Origin of the sequence: Methylobacterium trifolii (assembly GCF_022179685.1) — a bacterium.
GTDB lineage: Bacteria > Pseudomonadota > Alphaproteobacteria > Rhizobiales > Beijerinckiaceae > Methylobacterium > Methylobacterium trifolii.
Genome location: NZ_BPRB01000194.1, coordinates 1 through 14,697, shown reverse-complemented (window position 1 = coordinate 14,697; position 14,697 = coordinate 1). Strand labels below are relative to the sequence as shown.

Below are 14,697 nucleotides of genomic sequence, written 5' to 3'. Positions count from 1 at the left end.
GGAGAGGGTGGCCCTCGCGTCAGCGAGGGTCGGGAGAGGGGAGCGCCGTATCCGGCATCGTCGCTCCCCTCTCCCGACCCGCTTCGCGGGCCACCCTCCCCCGCAGAGGGGGGAGGGAAGAGGCGGCGCGGCTCGGCCTGGACTGAGGCGGGACGCCGATGGCCAGCCTCATCGCGGTCGTCGTCGCCCATGACAGCGCGGACGCCCTTCCGGCCTGCCTCGCGGCGCTCGCCGCCGAGCACGTCCCCGCGATCGTGGTCGACAACGCCAGCCGCGACGCCTCCGCCGCCGTTGCCGAGGCCGCAGGCGCACGGGTGATCCGCAACCCCCGCAACGAGGGCTACGGCCGGGCCAACAACCGCGGCGTGCGCGCCGCGGAGACGGCCGGCCACGTCCTGGTCCTCAACCCCGACGTGCTGCTGCGGCCCGGTGCCGCCGACGCCCTGCTGGAGGCCGCCGCGCGCTGGCCCGATGCGGGGCTCTACGCGCCCCGCATCGTCGAGCCGGACGGGCGGTTCTTCTACCAGGCCCGCTCGCTGCTGGCGCCCTATCTCACCAATCCGAAGGGGCGCCTCGCCCTGCCGGAGGGCGATGCCTGCGCGCCCTTCCTGTCGGGGGCCTGCCTGATGGTCGAACGGCGCCTCTTCCTCGATCTCGGCGGCTTCGACGAGGCGATCTTCCTGTTCTACGAGGACGACGACCTCTGCCGCCGCGTCGCCGACACGGGCCGCGCCCTGGTCCACGTCCACGAAGCGGTCGCCCTGCACGGGCGGGGCCGCTCCTCCGCCCCGGAGCCGGGCCGGGTCTTCCGCACGCGCTGGCATCAGGCCTGGTCGCGGGCCTATGTCAGCCGCAAGTACGGCCTGCCCGATCCGAGTTTTTCCGGGCTCCTCGCCAACCTGCCAAAGGCCCTGCTGTCGGCCCTGGTGTTCCGGCGCGCCGGCATCGAGCGCTACGGCGGCTCGGCGGCCGGGGCGTGGGCGGCCCTGCGCGGACGCGGCGCCCTGGAACGCGAGGGCCTGCGGTGAGGGCCGCCCCGACCGTGGCCGACGCGCTGGCGCGCCCGCACAACGGCTTCACCGGCCTGCGCCTCGCCCTCTCCCTGGCGGTGGTGGTCTCCCACGCCTTCAGCGTCACCTCGGGCAATGCTCTGGACGAGCCGTTGGCGCGGGCCACCGGCTTCACCCTCGGCGAGCACGCGGTGAACGGGTTCTTCGCGGTCTCGGGCTTCCTCGTCACCATGAGCCTCGACCGGCGCGGGGTGCGGGACTACGTGCTGGCCCGCGCGCTCCGCATCCTGCCGGGGCTGGTGGCCGCGACGCTGCTCGTCGCCCTTGTGCTCGGCGCCGCGATGACCACCCTGCCGCTGGCCGACTATCTGCGCGATGGCGCCCTGTGGCGCTTCGTGCGCGGCACGCTCACCACCTTCAAGAGCAACGCCGCCCTGCCGGGGGTGTTCTCAGACAACCCCTATCGCAGCCCGCTCGGCACCGTCTGGACCCTGAAATACGAGGTCTTGTGCTATCTCGGCGTGCTCGTCGCCGGGCTGCTGGGCGCCCTGCGGCGGCCCTGGCCGGTCCTGCTTTGTGTCGGCGGCTTCGCGGTCGGGCTGCTCGCCGCCGAGGCCACCCACGCGGACCTGCCAAAGGGCCTGGAGACGGCCCTGCGCCTGCCGCTGATCTTCGCCTGCGGGGCTGCCCTCTACCTCTGGCGCGAGCGCATCCGGCTCTCCGTCTGGCCGCTCGCGGCGCTGACCCTCGCCTGCCTCCTCCTGCATCGGACGGAGGCCTATCGGGTTCTGCTGTTCCTCGGCGAGGCCTACGGCGCCGTCTGGCTCGCCCTGACCGTGATGGCGCGGGCCAGGTTCGATCCGGCGGCCGACCTGTCCTACGGGATCTACCTCTACGGCTGGCCGATCCAGCAGAGCCTGCACGCCCTCTGGCCCGGCGCCTCGGGTGCGATGCTGTTGGTTCCGGCGCTGGCCCTCACCGCCTTGGTCGCGGCCGCCTCCTGGTACGCGGTCGAGCGCCCGGCGCTCCGGCTCAAGGCGCGGGCGATGGGCCGGCGCACCCTGGGCACGATCAAGCCGGCCGGCCCGTGAGCAACCCCCTGCCCCCGGCCGCGGCGCTCGCCCACGCGGCCCGGCTGCTGGCCGGCCACGGCTTCCCGGAGGTGGCCCGCAACGAGCGCGGCGACAGCCTCTACCTGCGTCCCGAGGGCTGCGCCTTCTGCCTGCGCCTGTCGAACCACGCCCGCACGGCCAGGCAGCGTCAGCGGCGCTCAGACATCCTGGCGAGCCTCGTCGTCACGAAGCCGACCTCGACGGACGGGATCGCGGCCATGGTGGCGGCTGCCTTGCGCGACTTCACCCTGGCGCGTGCCCGGCGCGAGGCTCAGCCCTCCGAGGCGACGTCCCGGAAATAGGGCTCGACCGGCCCTTTCAGCTTCACCGTCATCGGGTTGCCGGCCCGGTCCAGGGTCTTGCCGGCGCTGAGGCGCACCCAGCCCTCGCTGACGCAATATTCCTCGACGTTGGTCTTATCGACGCCCTTGAAGCGCACGCCGATGCCGCGCTCCAGCAGGGTCTCGTCGTAGAACGGGCTGTTCGGGTTGACCGCGAGGCGGTCGGGAGGCGTGTCGGACATCGGAGCCGTCTCTGTCGGTCGGTCGGCAGCGGGTACGGGATTCACTCCGGCCGCGCAACGGCCCGCACGGCCGCGACGAGGTCGGCGGCCGTTCCGCCCTGGAGCAGGGGCACCAGCCGCGTGACGGCATCGTGCGGAAGGTTCCACCACGCGCAGGCCAGCAGCGCCTCCACCGTGGCCTCGTCGAAGCGGCGCCGCACCACGCGGGCCGGGTTGCCGGCCACCACCGCGTAGGCCGGCACGTCCCGGGTGACGACGGCGCGCGCGGCCACCACCGCTCCGTGCCCGATCGTGACGCCGGCCAGGATCATGCAGCCCGAGCCGAGCCAGACGTCGTGGCCGATCGCCACGTCGCCGCGGGAGACGTGATAGTCCTCCGGGGCCTGCGCGTCCGGCCAGAGGCCGGCCATCGCGGCGAAGGGATAGGTCGAGACCCAGTCGAGGCGATGGTCGCCCCCGAGCAGGATCTCGACCTTGTCGGCGATGGAACAATAGCGGCCGATCGTCAGCCGCCGGCCCGATTCCGGGAAGCGCACCTTGGGGCAGCCGTACGAATAGGCGCCGATCGAGAATCCGTGGCGCCGGGCCAGCGTTTCGAGATGCAGGCGGGTCTCGTTGTTCGGGTTGCGCCCTCTGCGCAGGCGGTGCAACAGGGCCTTCACGGCAGGGCGCGGACCGGTGCGCGGACCGGTCGCCTCACGCAGGGAGAATGGGCCATGGCCGACAACATGTCCGAGGATCTCAAGTCCGGGGCGCTCGTCTACCACCGCCTGCCGCGCCCCGGAAAGCTGGAGATCCAGGCCACCAAGCCGCTGGGCAACCAGCGCGACCTGGCGTTGGCCTATTCCCCCGGCGTGGCCGCGGCCTGCGAGGCGATCCACGCCGACCCGCAGGAGGCGGCGACCCTCACCATCCGCCAGAACCTCGTCGCCGTGCTCACCAACGGCACCGCCGTGCTGGGCCTGGGCGACATCGGCCCGCTGGCCTCGAAGCCGGTGATGGAGGGCAAGGCCGTCCTGTTCAAGAAGTTCGCCGGCATCGACGTGTTCGACATCGAGGTGGACGAGCACGACGTGGACAAGCTCGTGGACGTGGTCTGCTCCCTGGAGCCGACCTTCGGCGGCATCAACCTGGAGGACATCAAGGCCCCGGAGTGCTTCGAGGTCGAGGAGCGCTGCCGGGCCCGGATGAACATCCCGGTCTTCCACGACGACCAGCACGGCACGGCGATCATCGTCGCGGCCGCCGTCCTCAACGGCCTCGAACTCGCCGGCAAGACGCTCTCGGAGGTCCGCATCGTCACCTCTGGGGCGGGTGCGGCCGCGCTCGCCTGCCTCAACCTCCTGGTGTCGCTGGGCGCACGGCAGGAGAACATCACCGTCACCGACATCAAGGGCGTGGTCTACAAGGGCCGCACCGAGCTGATGGACCGCTGGAAGGACGTGTACGCGCAGGACACCCAAGGCCGGACGCTCGCCGACGTGATCCCCGGAGCCGACGTGTTCATCGGCCTCTCGGCCGGCGGCGTGCTCAAGCCCGAATACCTGGAGCGGATGGCCGACAAGCCGCTGATCATGGCGCTCGCCAACCCCTATCCCGAGATCATGCCCGACCTCGCGCAGGAGAAGCGGCCGGACGCGATGATCTGCACCGGGCGCTCGGACTTCCCGAACCAGGTCAACAACGTCCTGTGCTTCCCCTACATCTTCCGGGGGGCGCTCGATGTCGGGGCCACCTCGATCAACGAGGAGATGAAGAAGGCGGCGGTCAAGGCCATCGCCGCGCTCGCCCGCGAGACGCCCTCCGACGTGGTGGCCCGCGCCTATGGCGGCGAGGCCCGGCCCTTCGGACCGCACTCCCTGATCCCGAGCCCGTTCGATCCCCGCCTGATCGTGCGCATCGCACCCGCCGTGGCCCAGGCCGCGATGGATTCGGGGGTGGCCGGGCGGCCGGTTTCCAACATCGCGGCCTATGCCGAGAGCCTGGACCGCTTCGTCCACCGCTCCGGCTTCATCATGAAGCCCCTGTTCTCCAAGGCGAAGGAGGCGCCCAAGCGCGTCATCTACGCCGAGGGCGAGGACGAGCGGGTGCTGCGCGCGGTCCAGGCCATCGTCGAGGACGGGGTCGCCAAGCCGATCCTCGTCGGCCGCCCGCGGGTGGTCGAGACCCGGATCAAGCGCTTCGGCCTCTCGATCGAGGAGGGCCGGCATTTCGAGCTGATCGATCCCGAGGACGATCCGCGCTACCGCAAGTACGTCCAGACCTATCTGGAGGTCGCCGGCCGGCGCGGCATCACGCCCGAGGCGGCCCGCACCCTGGTGCGCACCAACACCACGATCATCGGCGCCATCGCCGTGCGCCGGGGCGAGGCGGACGCCCTGATCTGCGGCCTGGAGGGGCGATTCGAGACCCGGCTTCGCATCATCCGCGACGTGATCGGCCTCAACCCGGGCATCACCCAATGCGCGGCGATGAGCCTGATCGTCACCAAGAAGGGCGCCTACTTCCTGGCCGACACCCATGTCCGGCAGGACCCGAGCGCCGAGGAGATCGCGGAACTGGCCATCGCCTGCGCCGGCCACGTCAGCCGCTTCGGGCTGACGCCCAAGATCGCGCTCCTCAGCCACTCCGATTTCGGGCAGTCCGACTCGGCCTCGGCCATGAAGATGCGGGCGGCCCTGGGCCTGATCCAGGAGCGGGCCCCCGACCTTCAGGTCGACGGAGAGATGCAGGCGGATTCCGCCCTCTCCGAGATGGTCCGCGACCGGGTGCTGCCGGGCTCGCGCTTGCGGGGCTCGGCCAACGTGCTGGTGTTCCCGAACCTGGATGCGGCCAACATCGCCTTCCAGTTCGCCAAGGTGCTGGCCGACGCCCTGCCCGTGGGGCCGCTGCTGATCGGCCCGGCCCGGCCCGCCCACATCCTGACGCCCTCGGTGACGGCGCGCGGCATCGTCAACGTCACGGCCGCCGCCGTGGTCGAGGCGCAGTCCGGCGCGGCGCCGGCGCCCGTGGATATGGCCGAGACCGGGGCGACCCTGACCGGCGAGTGAGCCGGTCCCCGGTCGGCCGCCGGGAGGGCCTCAGCCGACCTCGATCCGCCCGTCCAGGCCGACCACCCGGGCCAGCCCGCGCACGCGGCTCAGCAGGCGGTCGCTGTTGAGCGCCTGCCACTCGGCCGGCAGGCGCAGCAGCACCCGGCCGGCCTCGACGGTGACGGGAATGCGCCCGAGCGCGCCTTCCATGCCGGCCGAGATCGGGAAGGCCACCCGCAGGAGGGCGCCGAGCAGGCGCGCCCGCTCGAACAGGCGCGGGCCGGCGAGCCCGCGCAGGACCGGGCTCGCCTTCTCCGGGGCGACGCCCTCGTGGCGGAAGTAGATCGCCAGCGCCAGGTAGGCGCGGCCGGGATGGTCGACCCCGACGAAGGCGGCGTTCTGGATCAGGGCGATGCTCTGCTCGCCCCGGTAGTCGGGATGCGCCCGCCAGCCGATGTCGGAGAGCAGGCAGGCGGCGTGGCGCAGGCGGCGCTCGTCCGCGGTCTCCGGCCCGTCCAGGCTGGTGACGAAACGGTCGGTCCAGGCCAGCAGCTCCTCCCCGTGCCGGGGCGAGCGGGCGCGCAGGCCGTTGAGCTCGCCGGCCGAGGCGAGCAGCGGGTCGAGGGCCCGGGTGTCCTTGTCGAGCTGCTCGTAGAGCAGGCCCTCGCGCACGCCCGAGGCCGAGACCGCGATCTCCCGCGGCCGGCCGACCCGGATGATCTCCTCCAGCACCACCGCCCCGTAGGCGAGCAGCGGGCGCCGGGCCTCGGAGATGCTCTCCACGTCCAGCAGCTGCGCTGCGTCTGACTGCTCGACCACCTGCAGGAAGCTCAGCTCGTCCGAGGGCTCGACGCTGTAGCCGTGCATCACGTGGACGGGGTACTGGCGCGCGGCCTGGTGCAGGCGGGCGAGCGCCCGCCAGGTGCCGCCCACCGCGTAGAAGCTGCGCCCGCGCAGGGTCTCGAGCTGGGGTGCTGCCTTCTTCATGTGCTCGCGCACGATCTTGCCGGCCTTCTTGATGGAGCCCCCGGAGAGGTCCTGGAGGGCGAGGCCGCCGAGCGGCATCGTCACCCCCTGCCCCACCACGGCCCCGCGCACGTCCACGAGTTCGAGGGAGCCGCCGCCGAGGTCGCCCACCACCCCGTCCGGGGCGTGGAAGCCCGAGATCACGCCGAGCGCCGACAGTTCCGCCTCACGGCGGCCGGAGAGAAGCTGGATCTCGGTGCCGCAGGCTTCCTGCGCGGCCTCCAGGAAGGCCGGCCCGTTCTCGGCGTCGCGCGCGGCGGCGGTGGCGAGCACGAAGACGCGGCCGATGCGCATGGTGGCGCAGAGCACCCGGAAGCGGGCCAGCGCCCCGAGCGCCTTGCGCACCGCCTCCTCGTTGAGCCGGCCCGTGGTGAGGACGTTGCGGCCCAGGCCGCACAGGACCTTCTCGTTGTAGAGCGGCGTCGGCGCACGACCGAGGCCGTCGTAGGCGACGAGCCGCACGGAGTTGGAGCCGATGTCGATGATCGCGACAGGGGCGGAGCGACCGGTCACGGGCAGCTCCGCGGAATGGGCGAGCGTGAGGCCGGCACGGGGGGAACCCAAATCCGAGAGTCCTTCGCAAGGCAACGGATACGCCCCGCCTGACCGGCGCGGCCACCCCTTCTACGCGCGTTCGCCGCCGCTGGCATCAGGCGCCTGCCGCACCATCCCAGGCCAATCGCCCGTGCGCCGAGGAGATGGTTTCCGGTTCGCCTGCAACGGCCCCGTCAGGGCCGCTGCGCCCTGCGGCTCAGGGCCCGCGGGCTCGACTTCTTCGAGGACTTGCCCCGGCCCGAGAGGCTGGGATTGGTCATGAAGTACTTGTGGGCGTTGAAGGGCTCGTCCCCTTCGGCCGGCTGGATGCGCTCGCAGCCCCCCGAGGCCAGCACCCGCCAGCTCTGGCGGTTGTCCAGGAGGTTGGCCAGCATGATCTGGTCGAGGACCTGCTGGTGCACGGTCGGGTTGGTGATCGGCAGCAGGGCCTCGACGCGCCGGTCGAGGTTGCGCGCCATCAGGTCGGCCGAGGCGATGTAGACGGTGGCCTTCGGGTGGGGCAGGCCGACGCCGTTGCCGAAGGCGTAGATGCGCTCGTGCTCCAGGAAGCGGCCGACGATCGACTTGACCCGGATGGTCTCCGACAGGCCGGGGATCCCGGGCCGCAGGCAGCAGATGCCGCGGACCACGCAGTCGATCTGCACGCCGGCCTCCGAGGCGTCGTAGAGGGCGTCGATGATCTGCGCGTCCACCAGCGAGTTGCACTTGAGCCAGATCGCGGCCGGGCGGCCGCCCTTGGCATGGGCCACCTCCGCCTCGATGTGCTCCAGCAGGGTGTTCTTGGCCGTCAGCGGGGAGACGGCCATGCGCTCCAGTTCGGCCGGCTCCGCGTAGCCGGTGATGAAGTTGAAGATCCGCGACACGTCGCGGCTGATCGCCGGGTCGGCGGTGAAGAAGGACAGGTCGGTGTAGATGCGCGCCGTGATCGGGTGATAGTTCCCGGTGCCGACGTGGCAGTAGGTGACGAGCCGCTCGCCCTCGCGGCGCACCACCATCGACAGCTTGGCGTGGGTCTTCAGCTCGACGAAGCCGAACACCACCTGCGCGCCGGCCTTCTCCAGGTTGCGCGCCCAGCGGATGTTGGCCTCCTCGTCGAAGCGCGCCTTGAGCTCCACCAGGGCGGTGACGGACTTGCCGGCCTCGGCGGCCTCGGCGAGCGCGGCCACGATCGGCGAGTTCGAGGAGGTGCGGTAGAGGGTCTGCTTGATCGCCACCACGTTCGGGTCGCGGGCGGCCTGGGACAGGAACTGCACCACCGCGTCGAAGGACTCGTAGGGGTGGTGGACGCAGAAATCCTTCTGCCGGATCGCGGCGAACACGTCGCCGCCGCTCTCGCGGATGCGCTCGGGGAAGCGCGGGTTGTAGGGCTTGAACTTCAGGTCCGGGCGGTCGATCCCGACGATCTGCGACAGCTCGTTCAGGGCCAGCATCCCCTCCACGAGGAAGACGGCGTCCGTCCCGATCTCGAGTTCGTCGGCCACGAAGGCACGCAGGTCCTCCGGCATCCCGGCCTCGACCTCCAGGCGAATGACGATGCCGCGGCGGCGCTGTTTCAGGGCGGTCTCGAAATGCAGGACGAGGTCCTCGGCCTCCTCCTCGATCTCGAGGTCGGAGTCGCGCACCACCCGGAAGGCGCCCTGCCCCTTCACCAGGTAGCCCGGAAACAGCCGGGCGGTGAACATCACGATCACCTGCTCGATGGCGATGAAGCGGGCGGCCGGGTCGTTCTCGACGGCGGGCAGGCGCACGAACCGGTCGAGGACGCCGGGCATGCGGATCAGCGCGCGCAGCACCCGGCCGTCGCGGGGGCGGACCAGCATCAGGGCGATGGTGCTGCCGAGGTTCGGGATGAAGGGGAACGGGTGGGCCGGGTCGATGGCGAGCGGCGTCAGCACCGGGAAGACGTGGTTGAGGAAGTACTCCTCCAGCCACGCGGCATGCTCGGGCTTGAGGCCGGCGGGCTCCACCAGGTCGACGTCGACCCCGTGCAACTCCGCGCGCAGGTCCCGCCAGCGGGCCTGCTGGTCCTCGGCCAGCCGCGCGACCTCGATGCCGATGCGGGCGAGCTGCTCGGAGGGCGTCAGGCCGTCCTGAGAGGGCAGCGTCAGCCCGGCGCGGACCTGGTCGATCAGGCCGGCCACCCGGACCATGAAGAACTCGTCCAGGTTGTTGGCCGAGATCGAGAGGAAGCGCAGCTTCTCCAGCAGCGGATGGTTGCGATTCGAGGCTTCCTCCAGCACCCGGCGGTTGAACTGGAGCCAGGACAGCTCGCGGTTCACGAAGCGCTCGGGGGAGTGGCGCAGCGACCGGCCGGCCTCCAGCACGGGCTCGCGCGCGGCGCTGCCGGCGGCAGGCGGCGACGGCTCGGCGAGATCGGCGGCGGCGGGCCACTCGTCGCCCGCATTCGCCTTGGCGGCGGCGCTCCCGGCCGGCCTCGGCACGGCGCGCGGCTGGGCGGGCTTGCGACGCGCCGGAGCCGTGGCGGCTTCCTGCGCCTCGTCGTCGGCGCGGTCGCGGTTCAGGGCGCCTGCGGTCGGTTCCATATCCGTCAACAACCTTGCTCCCAGCGAGTCCCGCGACCGGCGGCTCGACGTCGTCTTGCCGCGCTCTCGTTCGCCGAACCGGCATCCGCTTCGGCGCAGAGCGCTCTAGCACGGGGAGTCCCGCCGGCTTGCGACGGTTTCATGACGAAGCGGCGTGCGCGTGCCCGGTATGGACGCCTGCCGGCGTCAGTCCTCGTCCTCCGGCTCCGCGCCGGCCACCGAAGCCCCGAGGCGGTCGAGGACCGCGAGCGCCAGGGGGCGGGTGATGCGCCGTCCGCGGCCGAGGGCGTCCCGGTCGAGTTCCGCCACGACCTCGCGGGCGCGGCCGAGCGACCGGTCGATGCGCAGCGCCAGGGCCTCGACGACGCTGAGGTCCACCACGAGCTGGCGGTCCACGAAGAGCTTGACGATCACCGCCCGCAGCAGGGCGTCGTCGGGGGCGAGGATCGCGACGCCCGGGGCGAGGCGCAGGCGCGACCGCAGGTCGGCGGTGGCCAGCTCCAGGCGGTCGATTCCGGCCCCGGAGGTCAGCAGCACGGGCGAGCGCCGCTCGCGGGCCAGATTCAGCAGGTGGAACAGGGCCGCCTCGTCCCGGCCGGCGGCGCGGTCCACGTCCTCGATAACCAGGGCGCCGTTCGAGACGAGATGCGTGACGCTGCCCGCCGTGACCTCGGCCGCCGGCACGGTCCAGGCATGGGCCCGCGTCGCCCAGATCGAGGCGAGGTGGCTCTTGCCGCTGCCCGAGGGGCCGGTCAGCACCAGGACGGTGTCGGGCCAGTCGGGCCAGGATTCGATCAGCCCGTAGGCGGCCTCGTTGGCCGGGCCGACCAGGAAATCCTCGCGGCCGTAGCGCGGGTCGATCGGCAGGTCGAAGGCCAGCTGCTTCGGGGGGGCGTTCTCGCGCATGCCGGGCCCAGGTTGACCCCGCGCCGTCCCAGGTCAAGGGCGGATCGGTGTCCCTTGCAGGACGCCCGCTGCGCCGTCGCGGCCGGCGGGCTCCCGGGGAACCGGCAGTCTCGTGAGGTACCCTCAATCCTGGCGCAGGTCGATGAGCACCGGCTGCTCGGCATGGTAGAGCCGGCTCTCCAGGTAGCGGGCGAGCGCGAAGCGAACCAGCACCCCGATCGAGGCGGCCACCGGCACGGCGAGCAGCAGCCCGAGGAAGCCGAACAGCGAGCCGAAGGCGAGCAGGGCGAACATCAGCCAGACCGGATGCAGGCCGACGGATTCGCCGACGAGCTTGGGCGAGATGACGTTGCCCTCCAGGAACTGCCCGAGGAGGAACACGCCCACCGTCAGCCCGAGATGCAGCCAGTCCGAGCCCGGCCAGAACTGCACAAGGGCGACGCCGACCGAGATCATGAAACCCGTGAGCGTGCCGACGTAGGGGATGAAGGTGAGGAAGCCCGCGATCAGCCCGATCAGCACGCCGAAGTTCAGGCCGACCAGCCAGAGGCCGACCGCGTAGAAGGTGCCGAGGATCAGGCAGACCAGGGTCTGCCCGCGCACGAAGCCGATGATGGCCGTGTCGATCTGCGTGGCCAGCCGCCGCACGGTCGCCCGGTGGCGGGGCGGCACCCAGCCGTCGATGGACGCGACCATGCGGTCCCAGTCGACCAGGATGTAGAAGGCCACCACCGGCGTCACCACCAGCAGGGAGGCGATCGAGATCAGGGCCTGGCTGCCGGACCAGATCGACTTGAGGAAGGCGAGCAGCCACGCACCACCTTGCGTGGCCAGCGTGCCGACCGAGGATTGCAGCTCGTTGAGCACGTCGGCACCGCCCAGGCGCTGGAGCAGGGGGCCGGCCCGCTCGGCGATGATGCCCTGGAGGCGCGAGACCATCGCCGGCAGGGCGTTGACCAGGGCCGCGACCTGGTTGGCCGCCAGCGGCACCAGGATCAGCAGGCAGACCACCAGCGCCACGACGAACAGGGCCAGGATCATCAGGCTGGCGGCCAGCCGCCCGAGGCCGAGGCGTTCCAGCCGGTCGGCCAGGGGATCGAGCAGGTAGGCCAGCGCGAGGCCGGCCACGAAGGGCAGCATCACCTCGCGCAGCATGTAGACGAGGAGGCCGGCGGCCACGAGTGCCGCCAGCCCGATCACAGCCCTCGCGCGCATCATCCACCCCGCCGCCACGCTTCGACCCTGGCGGAGAGTGGGCACAGGGGTCTGCCCGATCAACCCCGGCCGACTCGCAAGCGCTCGCCGAAGCGGCTAGACGGGCGGCTTGCGACGCCTCGGGGACAATGCAGGCATGATGGGCAAGGACGGGCTGACCTACGCCGATGCGGGCGTCGACATCGACGCGGGCAACGCGCTGGTCGAGACGATCAGGCCGCTGGTGCGCTCGACGCGCCGGCCGGGGGCGGATGCCGAGATCGGCGGCTTCGGCGGCCTGTTCGACCTGAAGGCGGCGGGCTTCAAGGACCCGATCCTGGTGGCGGCCAACGACGGCGTCGGCACCAAGGTCAAGATCGCCATCGAGACGGGGCGCCACGACACCATCGGCATCGACCTCGTGGCCATGTGCGTCAACGACCTCGTGGTGCAGGGCGCCGAGCCGCTGTTCTTCCTCGATTACTACGCCACGGCCAAGCTGGTGCCCGGTGTCGGCGCCGACATCGTGCGCGGCATCGCGGAGGGCTGCCGGCAGGCCGGCTGCGCCCTGATCGGCGGCGAGACCGCGGAGATGCCGGGGCTCTACGACGGCGCCGACTACGATCTGGCGGGCTTTTCCGTGGGCGCGGCCGAGCGCGGCACGCTGCTGCCGAAGCCGGGGATCGCGCCGGGCGACCTCGTCCTCGGCCTGCCTTCCTCCGGGGTGCATTCGAACGGGTTCTCACTGGTGCGCCGCATCGTCGCCCGGACCGGCCTCGGCTGGGACGCGCCGGCAGCCTTCGCGCCCGGCCGGACGCTGGGCGAGGCCTTGCTGGAGCCGACGCGAATCTACGTGAAGCCGCTGCTGGCGGCGATCCGGGCGACCGGCGGCATCAAGGCGCTCGCCCACATCACCGGCGGCGGCTTTCCCGACAACCTGCCCCGCGTCCTGCCCGACGACGTCGGCATCGAGATCGACCTGTCCGCCATCGCCGTGCCACCGGTCTTCGGTTGGCTGGCGGCCAAGGGCGGCGTGGCCGAGCCGGAGATGCTGCGCACCTTCAATTGCGGCATCGGCATGGTGCTCGTGGTCGCCCCCGAGGATGCCGGGGCGGTGGGCGCCGCATTGGTGGCAGCCGGCGAGGCGCCGGTCCGCCTCGGGCGGATCACCGGGCGGGGCGCGGAGCCCGTGGGCTTCACCGGCCGCCTCGCATTCGCATGAGCGCTTCGAAGAAGACCCGCGTCGCGATCCTGATCTCGGGGCGCGGCTCGAACATGGTCTCGCTGATCGAGGCCTCGAAGGTGCCCGGCTACCCGGCCGAGATCGTCCTGGTCCTCTCCAACCGTCCCGAGGCGGGGGGGCTCGCGCATGCCGCGGCGCAGGGCATCCCGGCGCGCGCCATCGACCACAAAGCCTACGCCAGTCGCGAACGCTTCGACGCGGCCCTCGACGCCGCGTTGCGGGCGGCCGAGATCGACCTCGTGTGCCTGGCCGGCTTCATGCGGATCTTCACGCCGGGCTTCGTCGAGGGCTGGGCCGGGCGGATGCTCAACATCCACCCCTCCCTGCTGCCCCTGTTCAAGGGCACGCACACCCATGCCCAGGCGCTGGCGGCCGGCGTGCGCCTGCACGGCTGCACGGTGCATTACGTGGTGCCGGAACTCGATGCGGGGCCGATCGTGGCCCAGGCCGCCGTGCCGGTCCGGGCGGGCGACGACCCCGACAGCCTCGCCGCCCGGGTCATCGTGCAGGAACACCGCCTCTACCCGGCGGCACTCGCCCTGGTGGCCGGAGGCCGGGCGCGGCTGGAGGGGGAACGGGTGGTGTTTTCGCCTGAGGCCGCCCGGGCGGAGGGTGCCCTGTCGAGCCTGTAGGCCGCCGACAGGCCCCTCGCCCGCTGAAAGGCGAGGCAGAGAGGCCCCGGCCTTAGACCGGCCGCTGCAGCTTGCAGGTGTCGAGCGCCGAGAGCGCCTTGGCGCGGGCGGAATCGTTGAAGTAGCCGGTGGCGCGGTAGGCCTCGATCTCGGACTCGTCCAGGGAGCGCATGGTCTGCTTCGCATAGCAGCCGCAGGGGCGCTCCAGGGAGGCTTCCGGCGCGCTGGTGATGCGGGCCTGGATCACGGCGCAGGCGTGGCGCACGCGGCCTTCGAGGTTGGCCCTCGGCACGGTGCGCAGTGCCGGATCGGGTTGGTACTGCTCGAAGGGCGCCGAGGAGCCGCTCGCGAGGGCGGCGGTCGCGCCGATGGCGAGGAGTCCGGCGGCGATCAGGGCGGGCAGGCGGCGGGTCGTCATGACGGTTCGGTCCGTTGGCGCGTGGTTGAAAACCTTCGCCGTTGGACTCTCCCCGCGCCCGCTTCGTCAATGGCGCTCCGGCCACACCGACCCCCATTCGGGGCGGTGCGACCGGCTACTCAGGTAGAAGCCGCCGCCGGTGTGTTCCGGCGGTCACCGCTCAGCCGGCGATGTCGGAATCCTGGAAGAACTGCGCGATCTCGGCCTTGGCGTTCTCGGCGCTGTCCGAGCCGTGCACGGTGTTCTCGCCGACCGACTCGGAGAAGGTCTTGCGGATGGTGCCCTCGGCGGCCTGGGCCGGGTTCGTGGCGCCCATGACCTCCCGGTACTTGGCCACGGCGTTCTCGCCCTCCAACACCTGCACGACGACGGGGCCCGAGGTCATGAACTCCACGAGCTCGCCGAAGAACGGGCGCTCCTTGTGGATCTCGTAGAACGTCTCGGCCTGCGCATCGTCGGACAGCGCCGCATCCAGATGAGCAAGGCGCAGGCCGAGACGTTCT

At 71.9% G+C, this 14,697-nt stretch carries 14 protein-coding genes; 6 read left to right on the top strand and 8 right to left on the bottom strand.

The features are described from left to right. Nucleotides 1-158: 158 nt before the first annotated feature. From COGEMETH_RS16915 to COGEMETH_RS16905, 3 genes are read left to right on the top strand one after another with little or no spacing between them, the layout of a single operon-like run. Complete coding sequence (locus COGEMETH_RS16915) at nt 159-1,028, top strand: glycosyltransferase (RefSeq protein WP_238183770.1); 870 nt, start codon at nt 159-161, stop codon at nt 1,026-1,028. Continuing rightward, nucleotides 1,025-2,101, top strand: a complete 1,077-nt coding sequence (locus tag COGEMETH_RS16910; protein WP_238183769.1) for an acyltransferase family protein — start codon at nt 1,025-1,027, stop codon at nt 2,099-2,101. The genes COGEMETH_RS16915 and COGEMETH_RS16910 overlap by 4 nt, the downstream gene beginning before the upstream one ends. Next, complete coding sequence (locus tag COGEMETH_RS16905; RefSeq protein ID WP_238183768.1) at nt 2,098-2,424, top strand: hypothetical protein; 327 nt, start codon at nt 2,098-2,100, stop codon at nt 2,422-2,424. Before COGEMETH_RS16910 ends, COGEMETH_RS16905 begins: the two co-directional genes overlap by 4 nt. Here COGEMETH_RS16905 and COGEMETH_RS16900 read toward each other — a convergent pair. Together COGEMETH_RS16900 and COGEMETH_RS16895 are read right to left on the bottom strand one after the other, a co-directional pair. Continuing rightward, nucleotides 2,394-2,645: a DUF3297 family protein gene (locus tag COGEMETH_RS16900; RefSeq protein ID WP_238183767.1), complete on the bottom strand. Its 252-nt coding sequence runs from the start codon at nt 2,643-2,645 to the stop codon at nt 2,394-2,396. The two genes, COGEMETH_RS16905 and COGEMETH_RS16900, sit on opposite strands and share 31 nt — an antisense overlap. A 41-nt stretch (nt 2,646-2,686) precedes the next feature. Further along, complete coding sequence (locus COGEMETH_RS16895) at nt 2,687-3,295, bottom strand: CatB-related O-acetyltransferase (RefSeq protein ID WP_238183772.1); 609 nt, start codon at nt 3,293-3,295, stop codon at nt 2,687-2,689. 66 nt (nt 3,296-3,361) lie between these two features. Between COGEMETH_RS16895 and COGEMETH_RS16890 the strand changes: the two genes are divergently transcribed. Then, nucleotides 3,362-5,695: an NADP-dependent malic enzyme gene (locus tag COGEMETH_RS16890; protein ID WP_283215012.1), complete on the top strand. Its 2,334-nt coding sequence runs from the start codon at nt 3,362-3,364 to the stop codon at nt 5,693-5,695. A 30-nt stretch (nt 5,696-5,725) separates the two neighbouring features. On the opposite strand, the gene ppx is transcribed toward COGEMETH_RS16890, so the two are convergent. From ppx to COGEMETH_RS16870, 4 genes are all read right to left on the bottom strand, one after another. Continuing rightward, entirely contained in the window at nt 5,726-7,216 is a 1,491-nt protein-coding gene (gene ppx / locus COGEMETH_RS16885; protein ID WP_238183766.1) for an exopolyphosphatase, read from the bottom strand. Nucleotides 7,217-7,431: 215 nt separating this feature from the next. Continuing rightward, nucleotides 7,432-9,801, bottom strand: a complete 2,370-nt coding sequence (locus COGEMETH_RS16880) for an RNA degradosome polyphosphate kinase (RefSeq protein WP_238183765.1) — start codon at nt 9,799-9,801, stop codon at nt 7,432-7,434. Nucleotides 9,802-9,987: 186 nt separating this feature from the next. Further along, the gene (locus COGEMETH_RS16875) at nt 9,988-10,707 is read right to left on the bottom strand and encodes a P-loop NTPase family protein (RefSeq protein ID WP_238183764.1); all 720 of its coding nucleotides are present in this window, start codon (nt 10,705-10,707) and stop codon (nt 9,988-9,990) included. Nucleotides 10,708-10,830: 123 nt separating this feature from the next. Then, nucleotides 10,831-11,922, bottom strand: coding sequence for an AI-2E family transporter (locus COGEMETH_RS16870; RefSeq protein ID WP_238183763.1), 1,092 nt, complete (start codon nt 11,920-11,922; stop codon nt 10,831-10,833). A gap of 136 nt (nt 11,923-12,058) precedes the next feature. Between COGEMETH_RS16870 and purM the strand changes: the two genes are divergently transcribed. Then, nucleotides 12,059-13,123 (top strand): phosphoribosylformylglycinamidine cyclo-ligase, encoded by a 1,065-nt coding sequence (purM, locus tag COGEMETH_RS16865; protein WP_238183762.1) that lies wholly within the window; start codon nt 12,059-12,061, stop codon nt 13,121-13,123. Beyond that, on the top strand, nt 13,120-13,776 hold the full coding sequence (gene purN / locus COGEMETH_RS16860) for a phosphoribosylglycinamide formyltransferase (RefSeq protein ID WP_238183761.1): 657 nt from the start codon (nt 13,120-13,122) through the stop codon (nt 13,774-13,776). The genes purM and purN overlap by 4 nt, the downstream gene beginning before the upstream one ends. Nucleotides 13,777-13,828: 52 nt before the next feature. Here the strand turns inward: purN and COGEMETH_RS16855 are convergent, their stop codons facing one another. Both COGEMETH_RS16855 and ndk read right to left on the bottom strand, forming a co-directional pair. Continuing rightward, nucleotides 13,829-14,194: a hypothetical protein gene (locus tag COGEMETH_RS16855; protein WP_238183760.1), complete on the bottom strand. Its 366-nt coding sequence runs from the start codon at nt 14,192-14,194 to the stop codon at nt 13,829-13,831. A gap of 160 nt (nt 14,195-14,354) precedes the next feature. Beyond that, the coding region (gene ndk, locus COGEMETH_RS16850; protein ID WP_238183759.1) for a nucleoside-diphosphate kinase at nt 14,355-14,697 on the bottom strand (343 nt) is incomplete at its 5' end.

Excerpts from the sequence above, each read along its gene's own strand:
- COGEMETH_RS16855 (WP_238183760.1), bottom strand. The coding sequence starts at position 14,194 with ATGACGACCCGCCGCCTGCCCGCCCTGATCGCCGCCGGACTCCTCGCC.
- purM (WP_238183762.1), top strand. The coding sequence starts at position 12,059 with ATGATGGGCAAGGACGGGCTGACCTACGCCGATGCGGGCGTCGACATC.
- COGEMETH_RS16870 (WP_238183763.1), bottom strand. The coding sequence starts at position 11,922 with ATGCGCGCGAGGGCTGTGATCGGGCTGGCGGCACTCGTGGCCGCCGGC.
- COGEMETH_RS16875 (WP_238183764.1), bottom strand. The coding sequence starts at position 10,707 with ATGCGCGAGAACGCCCCCCCGAAGCAGCTGGCCTTCGACCTGCCGATC.
- purN (WP_238183761.1), top strand. The coding sequence starts at position 13,120 with ATGAGCGCTTCGAAGAAGACCCGCGTCGCGATCCTGATCTCGGGGCGC.
- COGEMETH_RS16880 (WP_238183765.1), bottom strand. The coding sequence starts at position 9,801 with ATGGAACCGACCGCAGGCGCCCTGAACCGCGACCGCGCCGACGACGAG.
- COGEMETH_RS16915 (WP_238183770.1), top strand. The coding sequence starts at position 159 with ATGGCCAGCCTCATCGCGGTCGTCGTCGCCCATGACAGCGCGGACGCC.
- COGEMETH_RS16900 (WP_238183767.1), bottom strand. The coding sequence starts at position 2,645 with ATGTCCGACACGCCTCCCGACCGCCTCGCGGTCAACCCGAACAGCCCG.
- COGEMETH_RS16890 (WP_283215012.1), top strand. The coding sequence starts at position 3,362 with ATGGCCGACAACATGTCCGAGGATCTCAAGTCCGGGGCGCTCGTCTAC.